Here is a 23805-nt window from a genome sequence, read left to right as displayed (position 1 = left end):
TAATGAAAAATGTTTTTTATTAAAACTAAGTTATATTTAATTTGAAAAATTAACTGCTTCTTCAATTAATTCTTCCGCCTCTTCAGGATTTCTGCCGACTACTAAAACAATTTCACTTATAAGCATTTGTTTCGCACTATTAAGCATCTTTCTTTCTCCCGTAGACAATCCCTTTTGTTTATCCCTTATCATTAGATTTCTCACAACAGATGCAATTTCAAACACATTTCCACTTCTTATTTTATTCATATTAAGCCTATAACGTCTGTTCCAATTTTGAGGCATCTTCGTAATATTTCCTTTAAGAACATTAAAAACCTCTTTTATTTCCTTATCACTAATAATTTCTCTTATACCTATTTCCTCAATATTGTCTACCGGAATCATCACCCGCATATCTCCTATAGGCATTTTCATAATATAGTACTTCCTCTTCTCTCCCAGTATTTCCTTCTCTTCTATTGCAATTATAATTCCAGCACCATGCATAGGATATACTATTTTATCCCCTATATTAAACATAGTGACAACCTCCTATTATTAGCTTATTATATTTTTATTATACAGGATTAGGTAATGATTGTCAAATTTTTAATTTTACCACATTACTTATCAATTTGTCAACTTAATATTTTTTCATATTTTTTTTCATATCTTTTCTTTTTTAAAAAAATTAATTAATATATTTCAAGAATTATTTGACAACAGCTTGTCTACTTAAGTATAATGAGATTATAGTATGAATCTTTTTGACTGAGGTGGGATTATATGGACAGAGCTACAGCAAATAATGATAAAAACGTAACATATTGCGATTTTCAATGCAAGGTTGCAGAAGTAATCATCAGGCATAAAAGTATTTTGGATATAATCACTAAGTTAGACGAATGCAATTCACGAATCAACAGGGCAGTAGTTAAATCTGCCACATCTTGCGGTTGCATTTCCATTAAAGCTTCAAAACAAGAATATGATAAAAATACTCTTGATGAAGTTAGGCAAAGTTTAAAAAACCATGTAGAGGGAAATCTGTGTGAAGTTTGCAAAGAAAAAATCGAAGAAGAAATGGGAGAATATATTTTCTACTTGGCTGCTTTATGCGATACTTTAAATATAAGCCTAACTGATGTAATAAATACTGAATACAGAAATATAAAAACTTTGGGAATATACAATCTTAAGTAATGTCATGAAATGTTTTACCTAAAATCTATCTTACAAAGTCTTAGCCGAAATCCCCCAGTTTTAATGTGGGATGAAGGTTTATAGATATGTGCTCAATGCTATCTTAATGGATTGGTAGCAAGTAGTTAGGAATATCAGAATTAGTATGAAAAAGGCTTCTATATAAAATCAAGAAGCCTTTTTTGAAATCCATTTTAGGTCAAGTATAATTTTATTCTTCCTTACTTTTATATTATATGTCGTTCTATAAATACTTGATCCTGATACCTTTTAAGCCCTTCCTTTATTATTTTCGCTCTTATTTCTCCTACTCCCTCTGCCAAATCCAATTCTGATACAGAAGCTTTTAATATCCGTTGTAAAGATCCGAACATTTTTATCACATTTTCTAAAACTCCAGAAGAAATTCTGGGAATTTTGTTTAATATTCTATATCCTTTTGGATATATATTCATATCTAATGAATTATTATCGTTATCATAGCCAAAAATCCGAGCAATATTAGATAAATTTAGCAATTCTTCAGAAGAAAGATTCATTATTTCCTCATTTATTTTCTGATATGATTTTTCTTGATTGTGATACCAGTAATCCTTTATTATATTCATCTTATCTTCCTTCACATTGCTCATAATCTCTTCCATCTGCATAGTTATAAGTCTTCCTTCATTCCCTAACTCCAATATATATCTTTCAATTTCTTCTTCTATTCTTTCAATCATTTCAACTTTCTGTATAATCTTTGCTACATCATATACTGTAACCAAATCTTCAAATTCAAGAATAGTCAGATTATTTATAGCTTGATTAAAGACGGCTTTATACTTTTCCAAAACTTGTATGGCTTGGTTTGCTTTATTTAGTACTTGATTCGTATCCCTTAAAACATATTTAATATTTCCTTTATACAATGTAATAATGTTCCTTCTTTGAGACACAGCTACAACTAAGGCTTTGGTTTGCTTAGATACCCTTTCAGCCGTTCTGTGCCTTATACCCGTTTCTTGTGAAAAAATATTTTGATCAGGCAGCAACTGAACATTAGCATAGAGAATCTTTTTACAATCTGACGATATAATAACCGCACCATCCATCTTTGCCAATTCATAAATATAATATGGAGTATAATCTTTATCGATAATAAATCCTCCATCTATAATTTTCAAAACGTCCTCTTCATTTCCAATTACAATTAAAGCTCCTGTTTTGGATCTCACAATATTGTCTATTCCTAATCTCAGTTCTGTACCAGGTGCTAACATTCTAAGAGAATTATATAGTTCTTGCTTTAAATTGTCATTTTTCATAAATTATCCTCCGAAAACCATATTCAATCCTTCTTCAACTGAAGATATCCCTATTATTTTTATCCCTTTAACATCTTTTATATCTTTTAAATTGGCCTTTGGAATCAATGCAGTATCAAATCCCAATTTAGCCGCTTCCTTAACTCTTCTCTCAACAAAGCTTACTGAACGTACTTCTCCTGCCAATCCTACTTCCCCCATAACCACGGTTCCCGGGGATATAAAAGCGTCTTTATAACTGGACGCAATAGATATAATTATTCCCAGATCCATAGATGGTTCTTTCGATTTTATTCCTCCTGCAATATTAATATACACATCATAATTTTGAAGCTTATAGCCCATTTTCTTCTCCAAAACCGCTATCATAAGTATGACTTTATTATAGTCTATTCCCATGGCAACTCTTCGAGGTATTCCAAAAGGGGTAGAGCTTACAAGAGATTGAACTTCCACAAGCATAGGCCTTGTACCTTCTATACTTGGTACTACTACAGTACCTGATGTGTCCATAGGTCTTCCCGAAAGAAGAGCTGCAGATGGGTCTTCAATTTCTTCAAGGCCTTTATCTTTCATCTCAAACATTCCTATCTCATTTGTAGAGCCAAATCTATTTTTAACCGCTCTAAGTATCCTGTAACTATGGTACATCTCCCCCTCAAGATAAAGAACAGTATCTACCATATGTTCCAATACCTTAGGACCCGCAATTGAACCCTCTTTAGTCACATGGCCCACTATAAAAGTAGCTATGGCTTTTTCCTTGGCTATTTTCATCAACTTATAAGTTGACTCTCTCACCTGGCTAACACTTCCCGGAGCCGACATAATATCTGAACTATAAACCGTTTGAACGGAATCAATTATGAGTATGTCTGGTAAAATTTTATCTATTCCCTTTTCAATTATGTCCAAATTAGTTTCGGATATAATATATAGTTCTTGAGAATTTAAATTTAACCTTTCTGCTCTTATTTTTATTTGTTTGAAGGACTCTTCTCCCGATGCATATAAAATCTTTAATCCCTTCTTGGACAGTTGATTTGCCATTTGAATTAAAAGAGTGGATTTTCCTATTCCCGGCTCACCTCCTACAAGAATAAGAGAGCCCTTCACTATTCCTCCTCCGAGAACCCTGTCAAATTCTTCGATCCCTATTTCAATTCTATCCTCTTCATCTATTTCCACATCAATTAGTCTCTCTATCTTTCTTTCAGATATGTTGTCAAGTGTGTTAATATGTGAAGTTTTTTCTTCCCTTTTTATTACTTCTTCGACAAATGAATTCCATGCATTACATGAAGGACATTTTCCCAACCATCGAAGAGTTTCATACCCACAATTTTGGCAAACATATTTCGTTTTTAATTTCACAAAATCTCCTCCAATTTTATTTTATCCATTATAAAAAAGGCTTCTGTTAAAGCATTAATAAATTAAGGAAAATATGATTTTTCTATGGACTATAACAAAAAACAGATACTCCTATTTTAAACAAGATAAAATAGGAATATCTGTAAAATAATTTTATCTATTTAATACAGGTTCCTTATTAAATATCAATTTATCTCCATCATAATTAATTAATATATTATCTGTCTTAGACACATTACCTTTAAGAATTTCCTCAGCCAGCTGATCCTCTATCATACTTCTTATAACTCTCTCCAAAGGTCTTGCCCCAAATTCTGGGTCAAATCCTTTCTTGCTTATGAAGCTTCTTGTTTCATCGCTTATTTTCACATTGATATCCATTTTTTTGAGCCTCTTCTGCAGATTCTTAATCATTATATCCACAATTTCTTTTACCTGGGTTTCATTAAGAGAATGGAATATAATTATGTCATCAATTCTGTTCAAAAATTCAGGTCTGAATGTTCTTCTTAATTCTGCCTGTATAGTTTCCTTCATTTTTTCATATTCTTCCTTTTCCTCCGAAGACTGCCTTGTAAATCCGAGGACATTTTGCTTTTTAAGCAAAGTTGCCCCTACATTTGATGTCATAATTATCACCGTATTTTTGAAATCCACAGTCCTCCCCTTAGAATCCGTAAGTCTTCCGTCATCTAATATTTGAAGAAGAACATTAAATACATCCGGATGAGCCTTTTCTATTTCATCAAACAATATTACGGAATAAGGTCTCCTTCTAACCATTTCCGTTAGCTGTCCTCCTTCATCATATCCTACATACCCCGGAGGCGAACCTATTAATTTTGATACAGAATATTTCTCCATATACTCCGACATATCAACCCTTATCATAGCATCTTCGTCGCCAAATAATGCCTCTGCCAGAGCCTTTGCAAGATAAGTTTTGCCCACTCCCGTGGGCCCTACAAAGATAAAAGTCCCTATAGGCTTTTTAGGATCCTTAAGTCCCACTCTCGCTCTTCTAACAGCTCTTGAAACGGCTTCAACAGCTTTATCTTGCCCAACAACCTTCTCATGGAGAACTTTTTCTAAATTAAGAAGTCTTTGGCTTTCTTCCATTGTCATTTTATTCACAGGAATCCCAGTCCAGTTTGAAACTACAGCGGCTATTTCATCATATCCGACTTCTATATTAGAATCCTTCTTTTCTTTATCCCATTGAGACTTTTTGAATTCCATTTCTGCTTTTATTTTTCTTTCCATATCTCTTACTTTTGCTGCTTTTTCATAATTTTGATTATTAATCGCTTCTTCTTTTTCCTGAGATAATTCTTCCAACTTATCTTCTAAGCTTTTCAAGCCATTAGGAGTTGTTATTGATTTCAATCTCACCATAGAAGCAGCTTCATCCATTAAATCTATTGCCTTATCGGGAAGAAATCTATCTGTTATATATCTGGCCGAAAGCTCTACAGCAGCTTTTATTCCCTGGTCAGTTATTTTGACTCTATGATAAGCTTCATATCTATCTCTTAGCCCTTCAAGTATTTTAATTGTATCTTCTATTGTGGGTTCTTCAACCATTATGGGCTGAAATCTTCTCTCTAAAGCAGAATCCTTTTCTATATGTTTTCTATATTCATCAGTAGTTGTCGCACCTATTATTTGAAGTTCTCCCCGAGCCAAAACCGGTTTTAATATATTCGACGCATCTATCGCTCCTTCTGCTGCTCCCGCCCCAACTATGGTATGGAGTTCATCAATAAACAATATAACGTCCTTAGATTCTTTCAGCTCCTTCATAACTGCTTTAAATCTTTCTTCAAATTCTCCTCTATATTTAGCTCCTGCAATCATGCTTGCCAAATCCAAGGATACAACTCTTTTATCCTTAATCATATCCGGAACTTTTCCTTCAATTATCTTTTGAGCTAATCCTTCTGCAATTGCTGTCTTTCCTACCCCCGGTTCTCCAATTAAGCATGGGTTATTCTTAGTTCTTCTGCTCAGCACCTGAATTACTCTCTCTATTTCTTTCGTTCTCCCTATGACAGGATCTATTTTACCATCTTTTGCAAGCTTATTTAAATCAGAACTGTATTTATCGAGATTAGGAGTGCTGCTCCTACTTCTTCCGTCTCCCTGAGATGCCTTCATATTATTTTCTGTAAGCATTTCTATAACATCTTCTCTTAGCTTTTCTACATCAACTCCTAAGCTTCTTAAGACAACTACAGCTACCCCTTCTCCTTCTTCCAATAATCCAAGAAGAATATGCTCAGTTCCTATATAATTATTTCCTAAGTTCCTTGCTTCCAAAAATCCCAATTCAAATACTCTTTTAGTCCTAGGAGTGAATCCTAATATATCCGTTTCATAACTGCCATATCCTACAGCCTTTATTATTTGTTCTCTTAAAATATCCACATTCAATCCTGCATTTTTCAACGATTGGGCAGCAATACCTTCATCTTCTTCTAATAATCCCAAAAGCAGATGCTCCGTTCCTACATAATTATGTCTTAGCTTTTGAGCTTCTTGCTGAGCCAAGAGCATTACTTTTTGAGCACTTTCTGTAAATCTTCCAAACATTGCCATAATATCCCTCCTTCTTAAAACCTTTCTCGTATCAACTCAGCTCTTTTTATATCTCTTTCTTCTGGAATCATATCTTTTCCGTAATATCTTTGTAAACTTGACGGTTGACATAAAATCATCAGTTGATCTATATCCTTTAACTTTATATCTTTAATTATGCCCATTTCTATACCCATCTTTATATCGGAGAACAATTTCATCGTCTCACCGGAAGTCATAACTCTTGAATATTTAAGCAGACCTAATGCACGAAATACTCTATCTTCCATATCGATTTTTTTTGTTTCCAATAACCTTAATCTCAGATTTCTTTCTTTCTCAATGACCTCCAAAATTACATTTTTTAACTTCTGAACTATTTCCTCCTCCGTTTCTCCCAGTGTTGTCTGATTTGATATTTGAAATAAATTTCCCAATATTTGACTTCCTTCCCCATATATCCCTCTCACAGTGAGTCCTATTTGATTCAATGCAGAGATCAAACTATCTATATACCCTGTTAACACCAAACAAGGCAAATGAACCATACACGATATTCTCATGCCTGTTCCCACATTAGTTGGACAAGATGTAAGATAGCCAAACTTTTCACTGTAAGCATAATCTATATTCTTTTCCAGGAAATCATCAATTTCAGAACAAAGTTTCCATCCTTCCTCCAGATACAATCCGGGAAATAAAACCTGCATTCTCAAATGATCTTCTTCATTAATCATAATAGTAACCGCTTCATCTTCCCGTAAAAAAAAACTTGATTTATCAGGAACTTCTATAAGTCCGGGACTTATGAGATGCTCTTCAACATATGCTCTTCTCTCCAAGGAAGATAAATCTTCTATTCTTTTAAAATTATATTTCTCAGGCAGATTACTTTTTTCCATAGCATTCAAAATCTTCTCTGTAACAACCTGAGATTCATTTAGACTCATTCGCTGTGGAAATTTTTCATCTCTTATATTTCTGGCAAGCCTTACTCTGCTGCTTACCACAACATCTTCATCCATACCTTCTCTATCGAGCCACTTCACTATATCACCTCTATTTCTGTTCAATATCCTTCTGAAGCTTCTTTATTTTATCTCTTATAACGGCCGCTCTTTCAAATTGTTCTTCTTTTACATAGTTATCCAGTTGAATTTTGAGCTTATCTATTTCAGTTCTTATTCCTATGGTCCCTATAGATGCCTTAGGAATTTTCCCTATATGATTATTATGACCATGAATTTCCGTTAATAAGGGAATCAATTTTTCTTTAAAAGATATATAACAATTTGGACATCCTAATTTTCCTGTTTGTTTAAATTCATTATAATCCATACCACAATAGGAACATTTTAAATCACATTTATTTTCCTTAACAGTTTCTCCTTGTATATTATCTATTAATCCCGTCAAAAATTTGTGAAAAGAAAAATTAGTATCAAAATCCACATCCTTGTATTCTTTAGCACACTCGCTACAAAGATGAATCTCCGTCACCACTCCGTTAACTATTTTAGTATAATGCATAGTTGCTGGTCTTTTCTTGCATTGCTGACATAACATGATCATTCTACCCCCTTTATTCTCGTAACAATACTAAAAGCATATTTTTAAGTATATCTGCTCTCAATTCATTCCTATTGTCATAAACATTCTTAAGCGTTCTATCTCCAATTGCAATCTTCATCATATCTCCTTCTCTTTCAGTTACGATACCTTCCTCACTTAGCCTTTCAATAATACTATATGCTTTGGTTTTAGATATAGATTGCCCTATAGTATTAACTAACAAATCATTAATATCACTATCTTCAGATATTCCCACCTTTACAATTTTTATATATCCTCCTCCGCCTCTCCTGCTTTCTATATAATACCCTTTGTATGGAGTAAACCTTGTAGTAAGGACATAATTTATTTGTGAAGGAGCACAATCAAAATATTGTGCCAATTCATTTCTTTGAATTTCAACTACTCCGTTATCAGTTTCATCTAGTAAATTTTTAATAAATTCTTCAATTATGTTACTCAACCTCGGCATTTTTATCACCCTAATTTATTTGACTTTGACTTTCTTTGCCTTTCTATACTAATTTTCTCCTATATAATACTTTTTTTCAACATTCAATATAATTCATATATCCATAAAATATAATAATATCATCAGTAGATAAGCATTTACATGATATTATTTCAATATTTCTCCCATTTTCTCGCCTTAATCATAATAAATTCAAACATATAAAAAAATCTCTATTGAAATATTGACATATTAAGGAAACTTCTTTTATCCATTCAGGGCTAAATATGTACTAAGATAAATCGGGATTTCTCTACGGGTTATAAAAAGGCCTTGGATTTTAATCGAAATCCAAGGCCTTTTTATATATCTGAAATTTTTTAATTCTTTTTGGACTCTTCAATTATTTTTTGACTTATATTTGCGGGAACTTCTTCATATCTTACAAAATGCATTGTGAAACTTCCTCTTGCCTGAGTCATACTTCTTAAATCTATGGCATATTTAAACAACTCGGCCTGAGGAGCTTCAGCTATAACAAGCTGCATTCCATCTTCCTGTTGTTCCATCCCCAAAATTTTGCCTCTTCGTTTATTCATATCACCCATTATATCACCCATATAAGCATCAGGAATTAGTATTTCTACTCTCATTATAGGCTCCAATAAAACAGGATTTGCTGCTTCCATACCCTTCTTAAAGGCTATTGATGCCGCTATTTTAAATGCCATTTCGTTAGAATCCACAGGATGATAAGAACCGTCAAATAAAATAGCTTTAACATTAACTACGGGATATCCTGCTAGAACTCCCTTGTCTAAACATTCTCTCAGTCCCTTTTCAACTGCCGGTATATATTGTCTTGGAACCGCCCCTCCAAATACCTCTTCATCAAATATAAATTCTTCCTCCGTCGGTTCAAATCTTACGTGAACATCTCCATATTGTCCTGCTCCACCGGATTGTTTCTTATGTTTTCCCTGTACACTGGAGGTACCCTTTATGGTTTCCCTATAAGCAATCTTGGGATCAGCCATGTTTACATCTACTCCAAAGGTATTCTTAAGCTTGTTCACTATAACTGACAACTGCATATTTCCTTGCCCGCCTATTAACAATTGTTTCGTTTCCTTATTTCTGTTTAATACAAAAGTAGGATCTTCTTCCGTAAGCCTCTGTAGAGAACTCCCTATTTTTTCCTCATCGCCTTTGGTTTTAGGTTCCACCGCCATAAACAAACAAGGTTCAGGATATTGTATCTTTTCATATTGAATAGGATTTGATTTATCGCATAAAGTATCTCCTGTTTGAGTAAACTGCAGTTTTGAAGTTGCTCCTATATCTCCTGCATTTATCTCCGATACTTCCAATTGAGTTTTTCCTCTTAATGCAAACAATCCTCCCAATTTTTCCGCACTATCTTTGTTACTGTTAAATATTTCCTTATCCTTTGTAATCTTTCCGGATATCACTTTAAATACAGACAATTTACCGACAAATGGGTCAACTATTGTTTTAAATACGAGAGCAGAAAATGGCTCTTTGGAATCAACCTTTCTTGATATTTCCTTTTCTCCGCTCATTCCTTTATATTCTCCTACTTCGTTTGGAGCAGGGATATATCTTTCAATTAAATTTAACAATAAGTCAATACTTATATCTTTATCAGCCGAACCAGGAATCAGAGGAACTAAATCTCCATTTTTAACAGCAATTTTAAGGCCCTTTCTTATTTCTTCCTCTGTAAATGATTCTCCGTCAAAATATTTTTCCATTAAAGCTTCATCTGTCTCTGCTATCTTTTCTATTAAATCATCATTGATAGAGTTCATTTCTGATTGCAGTTCAGAAGGAATATCAACTGTTTTTACTTCTCGTCCATTATATTCCTTTGCTATTTTATCAATAACATCTACTACACCTTTAAAATCATCGGAACGGTATATAGGCAATCCAAAAGGTACAACCTTTTCCCCAAATTTATCTTTTATATCTGAAAGAAGTTTTTCAAAATTTATATTTTCTTTATCCATTTTGTTCATAAACATTATTGTTGGAACTTTATTTTTTTGAGTATATTGCCACGCTTTTTCCGTACCAACTTCTATACCTGATGAAGCATCTATTACTATTACCGCTCCATCAGCCGCTCTAAGTGCTCCGTACATTTCTCCGATAAAATCAAAATATCCTGGGGTATCAAGAAAATTATATTTAATATCTTTTAATTCAATAGGTATAACTGATGTTCCAATTGAAATTTTCCTTGAGATTTCCTCTTTATCAAAATCGGAAGCAGTATTCCCATCATCTGTTCTTCCCTGTCTCTTAGTTACATCTGTAACATATAAGGCAGCTTCCGAGATTGTTGTTTTTCCACTACTGCCATGCCCTATCAAAGCAATATTTCTGACCTGACCAGTTTGATATTCTTTCATTATATCTTTTCCCCCTTAACCAGCGTATTTGTTATTGGTAAGTATTCTACAAAGATTTTAAAATTCCTTTTAAAGCCTAATATTTTCCTACGGATAATATTTCCTACCACGCCGAAAATATGCAAAACACAATATTAAAACACTCTATTTTAAATTATAGCATGAAACATATAATTATCATAGTATTTTTTTGTTGTCTATATCTATAATTACTGATATACTAAATATGAAAAACTTTGAGAGGAGTTGGTTTTGTTGACATTATCTTATAGAAAAGAATTAAAGAATTTGATCCCTTATAAGCCGGGAAAACCCATAGAAGATGTAAAAAGAGAATATGGGTTAGACAAGGTCATCAAATTGGCTTCAAATGAAAATCCTTTAGGTTGTTCTGAGAAGGTCAAAGAAGCGATAACTCATGCTTTAAACGACTTATCTATATATCCTGACGGAAATGCAACTTTACTTAAAGAAAGTATATCTAAAAAATACAACATTCCTGTAGATGAAATTCTTCCCACCAGTGGCTCTGATGAAATGATAGATTTGATAGCAAAGACTTTTATTGAAAAAGATGATGAAGCAATAATGGCTGATATAACGTTCCCACGATATGCCGCTACGACAAATATGATGGGAGGAGTACCTGTAATAGTTCCTCTGAAAAATTATACTCATGATTTAACGGCGATATTAAAAGCTATAACTCCCAAGACAAAAATTATATGGATATGCAATCCAAATAATCCGACCGGAACTATATGCTCAGAAGAAGAGGTAATAGATTTCTTAAACAAAGTACCTCAAAATGTAGTAGTTGCTTATGACATAGCTTATGGCGAATATGTGGAAAGAAAAGATTATCCTCGAAATAGTATTGATTTCATAAAAAAATATCCCAATGTTATGGTAATGAAAACATTTTCTAAGGCATATGGCCTTGCCGGCCTAAGAGTTGCTTATACAATAGCAAACAAAGAAATTATTGAAAATATCAATAAGGTAAGAGGTCCCTTTAATGTAAACTCCTTGGCCCAAATAGCTGCAGCTGCGGCATTAAAAGATGAAGAATTCCTTAAAAAAACTTATGAAGTAAATATTGAAGGGAAAAAATATTTATACCAGCAGTTTGATGATATGAAATTATCATATCCCCCTTCCGAAGCAAATCATATTTACGTAAATATAGAAAGGGGTGCAAATGAAACATTCATTGAACTTCAAAAAAGAGGAATAATAATCCGTCCTATGGGTGGAACATGGATAAGAGTTTCAATTGGTACCATGGAGGAAAACCGATTATTCATTAAAAATTTAAAAGACATTCTAAATAAATAAAAAAGTTTCTATCTAAGCATTAGCATATTAAAAACGCTTTTTTGAAACCCATTTTAAAACTTCCTGTGGGTTATAAAAATCCAGAGGCTCTGGGGACATGGCAACATATAGATTGCCTTCCCCTATATGACCTCGAAGATTATCCTCCAAGGTAAGCCTTCTTTACCTTTTCATCATTTAAAAGGCTTGCCGCGTCTCCTTCCATATCAATTACCCCATTTCTGATTATATAGGCTCTATTCGTATATTTAAGGGCCATATTAGCATTCTGTTCAACCAATAAGATTGTAGTGCCATTTTCATTTATATCTTGTATAATCGAAAAAATTTCTTTAACAATTATAGGTGCCAATCCCATGGATGGTTCGTCCAATAACAATATGTTCGGTCTCGAAAGAAGTGCTCTGCCAATAGAAAGCATCTGCTGCTCCCCTCCGGATAAATTACCTGCATATTGATTTTTCCTTTCATAAAGTTTTGGAAATAAAGAAAATACTTTATCCATATCCTTTTTTATTTGGGGTTTATCAGTCCTTGTAAAGGCTCCCATTTCAATATTTTCAAGAACGGACATAGTCGAGAATACCCTTCTTCCTTCCGGCACATGCGATATTCCCATCTTAACAATATCCGAAGCAGAATATTTGCTTATATCCCGGCCATCATATTCTATACTTCCGGACTTCAATTTTTTAATTCCCGATATGGTACGCAATGTTGTAGTCTTACCGGCCCCATTAGAACCAATTAATGTTACTATTTCTCCCTTGTTTACCTTTAAGCTTACATCTTTCAAAACATGAATGGCTCCATAGTAAACATTTAAATTATGCAATTCAAGCATATTATTCACCTCCAAGATATGCTTTAATTACTTGTGTATTAGTCTGAATTTCCTGAGGAGTTCCGTCCGCTATTAACGTTCCATAGTCAAATACAAATATTTTATTACAAATTTCCATAACTAAAGACATATCATGCTCTATAAGAATTATAGTAAGACTGAATTCATCTTTGATCCAATTAATTAATTTTGTTAATTCTTTTGTCTCATTTGTATTCATTCCAGCGGCCGGTTCATCTAAAAGGAGTACCTTAGGCTTAGCAGCCAATGCTCTTGCGATTTCTACTTTTCTTTGTTCTCCATAGGGAAGATTCTTTGCTAATTCATCCTTTTTATCATAAATATTAAATATCTTCAGTAGTTCAACTGCTTTCTCATATGCCTCTTCCTCATTTCTATAAAAAGATGGCAGTCTGAACAAAGAAGGTAATATTCCATAATTTAGGTTACAGTGATATCCAATAAGAATATTATCAAGTACACTCATATTTTTAAAAAGCCTTATGTTCTGAAAAGTTCTTGATACTCCGTATTTAGGCATTTTAAAAGGTTTAAAATCTCTTGATGAAATTTCTTTTTTAAAATTATATGTTATATCACCGGAGCTGGGACTGTAAATGCCTGTTAGGAGATTAAAAAAAGTTGTTTTCCCTGCGCCATTCGGTCCGATTACTCCTACTATCTCTCCTTCTTCAATCGACATACTTATATTTGAAATAGCTTTTACCCCTCCAAAAGATTTACAAAGATTATTTACTGTGAGCACATCCATTTAAAACACCTCTCTTTTTAAACAACCTTAAGTCGTTTTTCCCTATCAGTCCTTGTGGTCTATAAACCATTATCAGGAATAAAATAACTGAATATACGACCATTCTCAATTCCGGAATATTCTGAAGGAAAACAGATATAATGGAAAGCATAACGGCTCCGACAACTGAACCTAAGACACTTCCAATGCCTCCAAATACTACTATAACCAATATATCTATTGATTTCATGAATCCAAAGGAATCAGGCCTTATAAAATAAAAATAATTTGCATATAGTGCACCTGCAATACCTGCAAAAAAAGCTCCCATTGTAAAAACCAATATTTTATAATATGTCGTATTTACTCCCATAGTTTCAGATGCAATTTCGTCCTCTCTGATGGATATACATGCCCTTCCGTTATAGGATTTTATAAAATTATTGATAATTATTATAGTTATCACCACACAAAAATATATCCATGTCCAATTTGTATATTGAGGAATATCATTAAGTCCTGTAGCGCCCCCAATATAATCATTATTAAGTCCAATGATCTTTATTATCTCACCGAATCCTAATGTCGCTATTGCAAGATAGTCCCCTTTAAGCCTTAAGGTAGGTATCCCGATTATAATTCCTGCTAATGAAGCAGATAAAGCTGCTGCTATAATTCCAACAATAAATGGTTGGCCCAATTTTGCCGTCATTATAGCTGAAGCATAAGCTCCAATAGACATAAATGCCGCATGGCCAAGAGAAAATTGCCCCGTAATTCCCGTTATGAGATTCAGGCTTACTGCAAGTATTATATTTACACCTATTACAACAATATTCAATATTATATAGGAATCTATAATACCCCTATTTATCAAAAATTCAACTATAAAGTAAATACTTAAAATTAATATCAGATTAAAAATATTTTTTTTGTTCAGAAATTTCATATCATCACCCTCAGTTCTAAACTTTTTCTTTTATATTTTTACCAAGTAATCCGTTAGGTCTTACTAAAAGGACTATTATCAGTATTGCAAAAGCAACTGCATCCTTGTAAAGAGAACCACCTGCCGCACTTATGACAGTTTCCGTAATTCCTAAGAAAAAACCTCCAAAAACAGCTCCCGGAATAACTCCTATACCTCCTATAACTGCTGCAACAAATGCCTTGAGTCCCGGCAGTACTCCCATAAGAGGATTGATTGAATTGTAATATACTCCGACTAACACCCCTGCCGCTCCTGCAAGAGCCGAACCTATAGCAAAGGTACTTGATATCGTCTTATCTATATTAATTCCCATCAGTTGTGCAGCATCACTGTCTAAAGATACTGCCCTCATTGCCTTACCAATTTTTGTTTTATAAATCACATATTGAAGAATGAGCATTAAAGAAATTGTTATAACTATTATGGAAAGATTTTTAAAATCCAAAACTGCATTTGTATTAAATATATGAATCTGCTTATCCGGTAAAAGCTCCGGAAAAGTTCTGGTCTCAGGCTTTACAAAATACATCATTCCATACTCTAAAAATAGTGAAACACTTATGGCCGTTATTAATGCAGCTATCCTTGTAGAATTTCTCACAGGCTTATAAGCTACCTTCTCAATCAACACACCAAGAATACTACACAGCAGCATAGATATTATAAGTGATGACAAAAAATTTAATTTAAAAAATGTTGTCAGTGCAAATCCAATATATGCTCCAATCATATAAATATCCCCGTGAGCAAAATTTATCAAATTTATTATTCCATAGACCATAGTATATCCGAGGGCTATCAACGCATAAATGCTGCCAAGGGATATCCCGTTTATTACTTGCTGAATTATCTGTTCCAAAATCATCACCCCATTGATTTATTAACATATAACAAATATCTATCACAGAGGCAAATAATCTTCCCTCTGTGGTAGATCTATAATAATTATGGCTCTAATTTTTTAACAAAGGAAGGTTGTCCGTCTTTTAATTGAAGTATTGTAATTGACTTTACAGGATTATGATTTTCATCCATAGAAAATGTTCCTGTTATACCCTTAAAATCCTTAGTGTCTGCTAAAGCATCCTTAATTTTTTCAGGGTCTGCCTCTCCTGCTCTTTTTATAGCATCAGCTACAAAATATCCCATATCATAACCTAATGCACTGAACGCATCCGGTTCGCTTCCATTCTTTTTCTTAAATGATTCTCTAAATTTTACAACATCAGATGCATCGTCCATAGATGAATAATGGTTTGTATAATAAACATTTTCTAATGATTTCTTATCAGCAATTTCTGCTAATTTCGGTGAATCGTATCCGTCGGCTCCAAGTATTGGTATGTTAATGCCTAATTCTCTGGCTTGTTTTATAATCAGCCCTACTTCTTCATAATAACCCGGAACATATAATACATCCGGATTGGTTCCTTTAATATTTGTCAAAACAGCTTTATAATCTGTATCCTTAGATTGATATGCTTCTTCTGTCAAAATTTCTCCGCCAAGTTTTTCAAATGTCTCCTTAAAATTCTTTCCTATTCCTTTACTGTAGTCACTTGTATTATCAATAAGAATTGCCGCTTTTTTTGCCTTTAAATCACTGAATGCAAAATTTGCCATGGTTATACCTTGAAATGAATCATTAAAACATGTCCTAAAGATATAATCTCTAACCTTTCCATTGCTATCAACGGTAAAATCGTCCGAAGTAGCTGAAGAGGATATAAGCGGAATTTTATTCTGCATTGCTGCCGGAGATGCCGCTTTTGCATCCCCTGATGTTGCCGGCCCTAATATTACCACAACTTTATCTCTTGTGGCTAACTTTGTCGAAACATTAGCAGCTTCTGCACTGTCTGACTTATTATCAACTTTTACAAGTTCTATCTGTTTACCAAGAACTCCGCCGGCTTTATTTATTTCATCAATTGCAAATTCTATACCTTTTACCGAACTTTGCCCATAAGTTGCAACATTTCCAGATAATTCATAATTTAATCCTATTTTTATATTTTCAGAACTTTCTCCTGATTTTGAATCACATCCTACTAATAAAGTAGATATCAATAAAACCGTCATAACTAAAGTAATTGCTCTTTTCACTTATTCATCTCTCCCTTAATGTAATATAGTTTTTATTTCAAATTTAAAAGCCGGCAAAAACCACCTCCGCCAAATTAAAAAAGGCTTTTATCGGAATATTGATATATTAATAAAGCCTTTTTTGAAACTCACTTAAAGTCAAATACAAATTAATGTAAATAGAGTTTCCCATAGATTATAAAAAAAGCCTCTATTACGTATATATACGTAATAGAGGCACGTTAGCACGGTACCACTCTAAATCATAATATCCTCACGAATACTATCTCAGTAGGTTCAATCAAACCTTCTCCTTATAACGTAGGATCCATTCGTCATGGCTTACTTAGTTCAGCTATGAAACTCAGAAGTGATTTATTATCTACTAAACCAATGCCGATTCTCACCATCTTCGGCTCTCTGTAAGTAGTTAATCAATAGTTTTTCTCTTCATCATAGTTTTTGATATAGTAAAGCATCAACAGGTTCAATCAAACCCTCCCCTTATAACGTAGGGGAACGTTACAGCCTACTTATTCAGCGGCACAACTCTGAAGTGAGTTATTATCTATTTTTCCAATCCCGATTTCCACCATACTCGGTTCTCTATAATTAGTTAAAAAATAGTTTTTTTCTTCATCATAGTCTTTAATATAATACATCAATATTCTACAAAAATTTATTAATTTCTATATACAATACCATCTTCTAAAACAAATGTCAATATCTTTTTTAATTTTTTGTAATTAATTTAAAACAAAAATTTAATCTTTACAAAAAATCCTCTTCTTTCTATTTATTAAGCATTTGTATTTCCTTAGAAAATGATTTTGTCTTATATCTTGTATCATATTATATTATTTAATCAAAAAATCTTCGAACATTTCGTCTGTCAGTTCCTTCGTCTTATTTTCATCATATATCCAAAAATCTTCTTTCCCGATTTTCTTTCCATCCCCGGGTATGGTCTCAGTCTTAACATTTTCCATGTTCAATTTATTGGCGTTTGTTACTGCTTTAACCATTGAATTCAAAGGTATATTGGTATCAATATAATCAAAGTAAGCATTTATCATCTTAGGCAATTTAATGATATTTTTGGGTTTAAGCACTTGTTTTATAAATTCCTTTATAAACATCTGTTGTGCTTTTATTCTGCCTATATCCGCTTCCTTATATCCTCTATACCTTAAGAACTCAATAGCTTTATCCCCGTCCAAAGTCTGAAACCCCTTCTTTATATTTATTCTCAGGGAAGGGATATCATTATGTTTCATGTCCTGAGGCACATCTATTTTTATTCCCCCGATTGCATCCACTATTTCCTTCACCGCCAAATAATCTACCGTTACATAATATTTTAAATCTATGTTTAAAAAGTCTTTTACCGTGTCAACGGCAAGGTAAGGACCGCCGTAAGAATAGGCGGCATTGATCTTATATTCGTTTTTCCTGCCCCTTATCCTTACTCTTGTATCCCTCGGAATAGACAATATATTCGTTTCGCCGGTTTTAAAATTAAATTTGCACAGCATCATGGTATCTGTCCTGTTCCCGGTTTCTATATATCTGTCTCCCTCTTTATTCCTATTTTCCTTTATTTTTTCTATTCCCCCATTTGCGTCTATTCCCATAAATAAAAATAATATCTCATCTTTAAATTCATCTTCCGAATCATCTTCTTGCGAGAAATCCACAATATTATTGTCTGATAAATATTTGCCCGCTATTGTAAATATAATAGAAAAGCATACCAATGATATTAAAAAGGCAGTCCAGAATTTCTTTTTCATTATTTAACCCCCATTATGCTCGTCTATAACTTAAATGATACTAAATATAGACATACTTTACAATAACATTATCTATTCCTTTTATATTTCATAAGATATTAATATCCCTAAAAACTTTCGACCTTCTTTTTTTGAATCCATTTTTTTCATTCTTTTTCTTTTAAAGTTCTATTATAACATAATTAAAATATGATTAATATTATAATACTTTTTAGTTTTAAATTCCAATATTCAATTTTATTGAAATAACCAAAACGATTCAAGAAACTTAGATAATATCAAAAAAATATCCTTTCTATTTATTATCCTTAAAAGTACCATTTAAGAGAAAATTTTTCTCCGCTTATTTTTTCAAACAGTTCTTCGTATTTATATAATCCGGAAGGCTTAATTACCTGTTCAAACAAAAAATTTCCAAATTCTTTTGGCTTCTTTGATATGGAATCAACGCCATATTTTCTGTAAAATACTTTTTTAAGCATACTACACGTTACGTCGCCCATAAAATAGTTATGCATATAAATGGGATGAGTTGTATAATGGATTCTGAAACCAAAAGGAGGCTTTTGGTTATATGGTTTATCATTGTATAGTTTGTTGTAGACTTTAAAATATAAGTTATATATATCATCTAAAGATTTTAGATCATTTTTATAAAGTTCATGATCAAAAAAAATATTTCCTACAAACCTTAAATGGCTTATCTTATCATATTCATGTATTTCTTCAAATTCCTTTTCTACCGAATTTGTAAAAAACTTTTCATAGAACATTTTATCATATAAAAATTCTTCAAACAGATCTGCTATTCCTTCCTCTATTATCCCGCTAATTCCCATATTTAATATGATTTCCTCAGGATTTAACATAAAAGAATGAATTCCATGTCCTGTCTCATGAAGAAGCACTTCGTATTCTCTGTACTGATTTTTCACATTGGCAAGTATTCTCGAATCCTCCCCGTATTTTATAGGGAAATTATATCCCCATTCCGACTTATTTTTTCGCGGAAAGATATCATAAGTAATATTAAATTTATTAATATCAAATCCAAAATTTAAAAAAAATTCTCTCAATACATTATAATAATTTGACATATCCACATGGCTATTCAAAGAAGACGATATTTTTGATTTGATATAGCTATAATCCCAAGGCATCAATTCTTCACTGCCGATAAATTTCCGAGCATATTCTCTTCCTTTTTCATTTAACACGATAATATGTTCCTTTAAATCATCTTCCCAAGTATCAAATATGTTTGGACTTAGTTCATCACTTTTTATCCTATATTCCATAAAATCTTTTTCTCCATACATTCCGGCATATTCATTTCTCAAATTAATTAAATCAATAAAGCCATTATCAACCATAGGTTTATCAATTTGATTTTTTGCAAAGAATGCCTTTTTTCTCAGTTCTCTGTCATCCTCTCGGGAAAGTATACAATCTATATCTACTCCTGAAACTTCCTTTCCATCTATTTTAAACCTAAAGGTGTTAAGTATTTTTGAAAGTTCATTAGTTTTTTTCTGAATTTCAAAATTCAAATCGTTTAATTCCTTAGTCAAATGATATGATTTAAATTCATTATATAAAATTTCTCCCTTTCTTTTTTCTACAGGTCCTGAAGCTTTTTCCATGTATTCAAGAACCAAACTATAATTTTTTTCATCCTTCAAAAAATTATTTATTTCTTCATGAGCCTCTTCAATACCAAAATCGTATCCCGTCGTATATTGTACCCATTCCAGTTTACTCAGCTTTACGTCCAATTCATATAACCTTTCAACCATTCCATAAAACTTTACCATAAATAACCCTCCTATACTAACTAAAATAACCGCCAAACTTTTTTATTGTATTTAATTATATCATTAAATATTCATAATGGAAACAAACGTTTTCTTTTATAACTTAATTTTTATTATACATTTAAAAAAGGAGGAAGATTTCCTCCTTTTTATACTTTCTCCAATTTAATTCCCGTTATATGTCCATTCAGGTCCTCTTGTTCTAAAGAAGAGTCCTGAACTTTTTCAATGGATACCGCTAAGGTTTCTTTCTTAATATATTCGTCAAATTTGTTTAATGACAATTGGATTTTTTCGTCTCCATTGTAATATATTCTTATATTGTCCATCATTTCATAGCCGTTACTTTTCCTCATCTGCTGAACTTTAGATATAAACTCTCTGGCATATCCTTCCTCTAACAAGTCTTCGGTTAAAACAGTTTCCAATATTACAAAAAGATTGTCTTCCATGGCTACATTAAATCCTTCTTTGGCCGTAATTTTAACTATTATATAATCTTTTTCTATACTTATATCTTCTCCATCTATATTTAATATAACTTTCCCTTTTTCTAATTTATTTACTAACTCATGGGTATCAACTTCCTGTAAAATTTTTGCAAAAGATTTAATCTTGGGACCAAGTATAGAACCTGCAACTTTGTAGTTAGGTTTTAAGGAATAGTTCATGAGATGAGTCAGGTCCTTCTCAAATACTACTTCCTTCACATTCAATTCTTCTTTTATTAAAGGTATCAAATCCCTTATTGTACTCTCATATTTTCCATCAAGAATTACTTCTTTCAAAGGTTGACGGACCTTAATTTTCACACTTTCTCTTGAGGCCCTTCCCAATCCTACCAATTTTCTTACCAAATCCATCTTTTCTTCCAACTTTAGATCTATCAATTTTTCTTCTTCTTTGGGATAGAGCTCCAAATGAACAGAAATTCCGCCTGTTAAATTTCTGTATATTTCCTCTGCAATAAATGGTACAAATGGTGCTATTATTTTGCTTATTCCTAAAAGTATCTCATAAGTTGTACTATAGACCGCATTTTTATCTTCATCCAACTCCGTCTTCCAAAAACGTCTTCTGGAACGTCTTATATACCAATTAGACAAATCTTCCACAACAAATTCCTGAATAAGTCTTACTACCTTAGTTAAATCATAATTATCCATACCCTCTCTGGCTGATTTCAACATGCTGTTGTATTTGGACAATATCCATTTATCCAGTTCCGATCTTTTTTCATAAGGAACATCAAATTCCCTCGGATCGATTTCATCGGTATTCGCATATAGTGCGAAAAAATTATATACATTTTTTATACTTCTAAAGAACTTGCTTTCCACTTCTCTTAATCCGTCTTCATCGAATTTTGTCGGAGTCCACGGTGGGGATACATATAATAAATACCACCTTAAAACATCGGCACCATATTTATCAAACAATTGGAAAGGATCAACAGTATTACCTTTTGACTTAGACATCTTCTTGCCTTCTCTGTCCAATATCAAATCATTAACAAGTACTCTCTTATAGGGAGATTTTCCGGTCATAAATGTAGAGATGGCAAGAAGAGAATAAAACCATCCTCTTGTTTGATCTATTCCCTCACATATAAAATCCGCAGGAAATAGTGTGCTAAAATTCTCCTTATTTTCAAAAGGGTAATGGTGTTGGGCAAAAGGCATTGCTCCGCTGTCAAACCAAACATCAATAACATCCTTTTCCCTTGTCATTTTTTCTCCGCATTTATCACATTTTAAATGTATATCGTCCACATAAGGTCTGTGTAATTCAACATTTTCATCTATATCTTCAATAGATCTATCCACAAGTTCCTTTATAGAACCTACACTTGTAATATGCCCACATCTATTGCATCTCCAAATATTTAAAGGAGTTCCCCAATATCTGCTTCTTGAAATTGCCCAATCGTTCAAATTCTCCAGCCAATTTCCGAATCTTTTCTCTCCCACAAAAGGAGGATACCATTTTACTCCGTTATTATTCTCTATGAGCTTATCCTTAAATTTAGTTACTTCAATATACCAGCTTGGTTTTGCATAATATAAAAGAGGTGTATGGCATCTCCAGCAATGAGGATAATTGTGGACTATTTTTTCCTTTTTATAAAGTTTTCCGTTTTCCCTCAGCCATCGAATAATATCAGGATCCGCATCCATCACAAATTTCCCTTTCCAAGGGGTTTCTGTAAATTTCCCTTCTTCATTTACGGGCTTTAATACAGGCAATCCATACCTCTTTCCCGTATTATAATCATCTTCTCCGAAGGCGGGAGCTGAATGTACTATTCCTGTACCGTCTTCCGTAGTTACATAATCAGCAATCGTTATAAAAAAGGCTTTTTTATCTGTTTTAACGAAAGGCATCAATTGCTCATATTCAATATATTCCAAAGCCTTTCCTTTCATTTCTTCAAGAATTTCATAATCACCTTTCAGTACCTTATCGGCAAGTTTTTTGTTCAAATAGTATATTTCTTCTCCTTCTCTCACCTTTATATAATCTTCTTCAGGGTTTACCGACAATGATACATTACTCGGAAGAGTCCATGGGGTTGTGGTCCAAGCAAGAAAGTACTCATTTCTGTCCTTTCTTTTAAATTTTACTATCACGGTCTCGCTTTTTATTTCCTCATAGCCTTGTGCCACCTCATGAGAAGCAAGACCGGTACCGCAGCGCGGACAATATGGAAGTACCTTATGGCCTTCATACAAAAGACCTTCTTTAAAAAACTTATCTAATATATACCATACCGACTCAATGTATTCGTTTTTAAGAGTAATATAGGCATTGTTCAGATCAATTTCATAAGCCATTCTCTGAGTCATATCATTCCACAGCTTTTCATACTTAAATACGGATTCCTTACATTTTTTATTGAATTTTTCAAGGCCATACTTCTCAATATCCTGTTTGTTATTCAATTTCAACTGTTTTTCAACTTCAATTTCCACGGGGAGCCCATGGGTATCCCATCCTGCCTTTCTTTTCACCTGATGTCCCAGCATAGTCTGATATCTGCATACCGAATCCTTTAATGTTCTTGCCATAACATGGTGTATGCCAGGTTTTCCATTAGCTGTAGGAGGCCCTTCATAAAATATAAAGGGATTATTTTCGTCCCTTTCATCAACGGTCCTCTTTAAAAGATCTATTTCTCCCCAATATTTAGATATCTCTCTTTCTTGCTCACTGACAGGTAAATTTTTAAATTCTTCAAATCTTTTCACTATTTTCATCCTCTCCAATAGTTTTTGTGAATATAAA

19 protein-coding genes are annotated in these 23805 nt (G+C 32.9%); 2 read left to right on the top strand and 17 right to left on the bottom strand.

Features of this window, described 5'->3' with window-relative positions; genetic code table 11:
- Positions 1-36: 36 nt before the first annotated feature.
- Positions 37-522 carry a CarD family transcriptional regulator gene (locus PP176A_RS09145; protein ID WP_071140175.1) on the bottom strand — a complete coding sequence of 162 codons (486 nt, stop codon included), beginning with the start codon at positions 520-522 and terminating at the stop codon, positions 37-39.
- A 246-nt stretch (positions 523-768) separates the two neighbouring features.
- Here PP176A_RS09145 and PP176A_RS09140 point away from each other — a divergent pair, with 246 nt between their 5' ends.
- Complete coding sequence (locus PP176A_RS09140) at positions 769-1185, top strand: DUF1573 domain-containing protein (protein WP_071140174.1); 417 nt, start codon at positions 769-771, stop codon at positions 1183-1185.
- A gap of 227 nt (positions 1186-1412) precedes the next feature.
- Here the strand turns inward: PP176A_RS09140 and disA are convergent, their stop codons facing one another.
- The 7 genes from disA to fusA form a co-directional block, all read right to left on the bottom strand.
- Positions 1413-2492, bottom strand: a complete 1080-nt coding sequence (gene disA / locus PP176A_RS09135; protein ID WP_071140173.1) for a DNA integrity scanning diadenylate cyclase DisA — start codon at positions 2490-2492, stop codon at positions 1413-1415.
- 3 nt (positions 2493-2495) lie between these two features.
- The gene (gene radA, locus PP176A_RS09130; protein ID WP_071140172.1) at positions 2496-3866 is read right to left on the bottom strand and encodes a DNA repair protein RadA; all 1371 of its coding nucleotides are present in this window, start codon (positions 3864-3866) and stop codon (positions 2496-2498) included.
- Between the two features lie 153 nt (positions 3867-4019).
- The gene (locus PP176A_RS09125) at positions 4020-6464 is read right to left on the bottom strand and encodes an ATP-dependent Clp protease ATP-binding subunit (RefSeq protein ID WP_071140171.1); all 2445 of its coding nucleotides are present in this window, start codon (positions 6462-6464) and stop codon (positions 4020-4022) included.
- Positions 6465-6478: 14 nt separating this feature from the next.
- Entirely contained in the window at positions 6479-7492 is a 1014-nt protein-coding gene (locus tag PP176A_RS09120; protein ID WP_234958905.1) for a protein arginine kinase, read from the bottom strand.
- A gap of 10 nt (positions 7493-7502) precedes the next feature.
- Positions 7503-8015: a UvrB/UvrC motif-containing protein gene (locus PP176A_RS09115; protein WP_234958903.1), complete on the bottom strand. Its 513-nt coding sequence runs from the start codon at positions 8013-8015 to the stop codon at positions 7503-7505.
- 10 nt (positions 8016-8025) lie between these two features.
- Entirely contained in the window at positions 8026-8487 is a 462-nt protein-coding gene (locus tag PP176A_RS09110) for a CtsR family transcriptional regulator (protein WP_071140169.1), read from the bottom strand.
- 359 nt (positions 8488-8846) lie between these two features.
- On the bottom strand, positions 8847-10904 hold the full coding sequence (gene fusA, locus PP176A_RS09105) for an elongation factor G (RefSeq protein WP_071140168.1): 2058 nt from the start codon (positions 10902-10904) through the stop codon (positions 8847-8849).
- Positions 10905-11156: 252 nt separating this feature from the next.
- On the opposite strand from fusA, the gene hisC reads away from it, so the two are divergent.
- Positions 11157-12242 (top strand): histidinol-phosphate transaminase, encoded by a 1086-nt coding sequence (gene hisC, locus PP176A_RS09100; RefSeq protein ID WP_200796112.1) that lies wholly within the window; start codon positions 11157-11159, stop codon positions 12240-12242.
- Positions 12243-12381: 139 nt separating this feature from the next.
- Here the strand turns inward: hisC and PP176A_RS09095 are convergent, their stop codons facing one another.
- The 9 genes from PP176A_RS09095 to ileS form a co-directional block, all read right to left on the bottom strand.
- Positions 12382-13086 carry an ABC transporter ATP-binding protein gene (locus PP176A_RS09095; RefSeq protein ID WP_071140166.1) on the bottom strand — a complete coding sequence of 235 codons (705 nt, stop codon included), beginning with the start codon at positions 13084-13086 and terminating at the stop codon, positions 12382-12384.
- A gap of 1 nt (position 13087) precedes the next feature.
- Complete coding sequence (locus PP176A_RS09090) at positions 13088-13858, bottom strand: ABC transporter ATP-binding protein (protein WP_071140165.1); 771 nt, start codon at positions 13856-13858, stop codon at positions 13088-13090.
- Positions 13836-14786: a branched-chain amino acid ABC transporter permease gene (locus PP176A_RS09085; protein WP_071140164.1), complete on the bottom strand. Its 951-nt coding sequence runs from the start codon at positions 14784-14786 to the stop codon at positions 13836-13838. Before PP176A_RS09085 ends, PP176A_RS09090 begins: the two co-directional genes overlap by 23 nt.
- A gap of 16 nt (positions 14787-14802) precedes the next feature.
- The gene (locus PP176A_RS09080; RefSeq protein WP_255401670.1) at positions 14803-15693 is read right to left on the bottom strand and encodes a branched-chain amino acid ABC transporter permease; all 891 of its coding nucleotides are present in this window, start codon (positions 15691-15693) and stop codon (positions 14803-14805) included.
- Between the two features lie 80 nt (positions 15694-15773).
- Positions 15774-16934, bottom strand: a complete 1161-nt coding sequence (locus PP176A_RS09075; RefSeq protein ID WP_200796111.1) for an ABC transporter substrate-binding protein — start codon at positions 16932-16934, stop codon at positions 15774-15776.
- Positions 16935-17446: 512 nt separating this feature from the next.
- Positions 17447-17575 (bottom strand): hypothetical protein, encoded by a 129-nt coding sequence (locus PP176A_RS16625; protein WP_255401669.1) that lies wholly within the window; start codon positions 17573-17575, stop codon positions 17447-17449.
- Positions 17576-17770: 195 nt separating this feature from the next.
- Positions 17771-18706: an LCP family protein gene (locus PP176A_RS09070; protein ID WP_071140162.1), complete on the bottom strand. Its 936-nt coding sequence runs from the start codon at positions 18704-18706 to the stop codon at positions 17771-17773.
- Between the two features lie 308 nt (positions 18707-19014).
- On the bottom strand, positions 19015-20520 hold the full coding sequence (locus PP176A_RS09065; protein WP_071140161.1) for a M3 family metallopeptidase: 1506 nt from the start codon (positions 20518-20520) through the stop codon (positions 19015-19017).
- Between the two features lie 149 nt (positions 20521-20669).
- Positions 20670-23768: an isoleucine--tRNA ligase gene (gene ileS / locus PP176A_RS09060; RefSeq protein WP_083381886.1), complete on the bottom strand. Its 3099-nt coding sequence runs from the start codon at positions 23766-23768 to the stop codon at positions 20670-20672.
- Positions 23769-23805: the final 37 nt, after the last annotated feature.

Source organism: Sporanaerobacter sp. PP17-6a, from assembly GCF_900095615.1.
Taxonomy (GTDB): domain Bacteria; phylum Bacillota; class Clostridia; order Tissierellales; family Acidilutibacteraceae; genus Acidilutibacter; species Acidilutibacter cellobiosedens.
This window is presented reverse-complemented; position numbering and strand designations above follow the sequence as displayed.

Bases quoted from the DNA above. Each gene is read 5' to 3' on its own strand.
- PP176A_RS09145 (WP_071140175.1), bottom strand. From the start codon at position 522: ATGTTTAATATAGGGGATAAAATAGTATATCCTATGCATGGTGCTGGA.
- PP176A_RS09140 (WP_071140174.1), top strand. From the start codon at position 769: ATGGACAGAGCTACAGCAAATAATGATAAAAACGTAACATATTGCGAT.
- disA (WP_071140173.1), bottom strand. From the start codon at position 2,492: ATGAAAAATGACAATTTAAAGCAAGAACTATATAATTCTCTTAGAATG.
- PP176A_RS09125 (WP_071140171.1), bottom strand. From the start codon at position 6,464: ATGGCAATGTTTGGAAGATTTACAGAAAGTGCTCAAAAAGTAATGCTC.
- PP176A_RS09115 (WP_234958903.1), bottom strand. From the start codon at position 8,015: ATGATCATGTTATGTCAGCAATGCAAGAAAAGACCAGCAACTATGCAT.
- PP176A_RS09110 (WP_071140169.1), bottom strand. From the start codon at position 8,487: ATGCCGAGGTTGAGTAACATAATTGAAGAATTTATTAAAAATTTACTA.
- fusA (WP_071140168.1), bottom strand. From the start codon at position 10,904: ATGAAAGAATATCAAACTGGTCAGGTCAGAAATATTGCTTTGATAGGG.
- PP176A_RS09095 (WP_071140166.1), bottom strand. From the start codon at position 13,086: ATGCTTGAATTGCATAATTTAAATGTTTACTATGGAGCCATTCATGTT.
- PP176A_RS09090 (WP_071140165.1), bottom strand. From the start codon at position 13,858: ATGGATGTGCTCACAGTAAATAATCTTTGTAAATCTTTTGGAGGGGTA.
- PP176A_RS09085 (WP_071140164.1), bottom strand. From the start codon at position 14,786: ATGAAATTTCTGAACAAAAAAAATATTTTTAATCTGATATTAATTTTA.
- PP176A_RS09080 (WP_255401670.1), bottom strand. From the start codon at position 15,693: ATGATTTTGGAACAGATAATTCAGCAAGTAATAAACGGGATATCCCTT.
- PP176A_RS16625 (WP_255401669.1), bottom strand. From the start codon at position 17,575: ATGTATTATATTAAAGACTATGATGAAGAAAAAAACTATTTTTTAACT.
- PP176A_RS09070 (WP_071140162.1), bottom strand. From the start codon at position 18,706: ATGAAAAAGAAATTCTGGACTGCCTTTTTAATATCATTGGTATGCTTT.
- PP176A_RS09065 (WP_071140161.1), bottom strand. From the start codon at position 20,520: ATGGTAAAGTTTTATGGAATGGTTGAAAGGTTATATGAATTGGACGTA.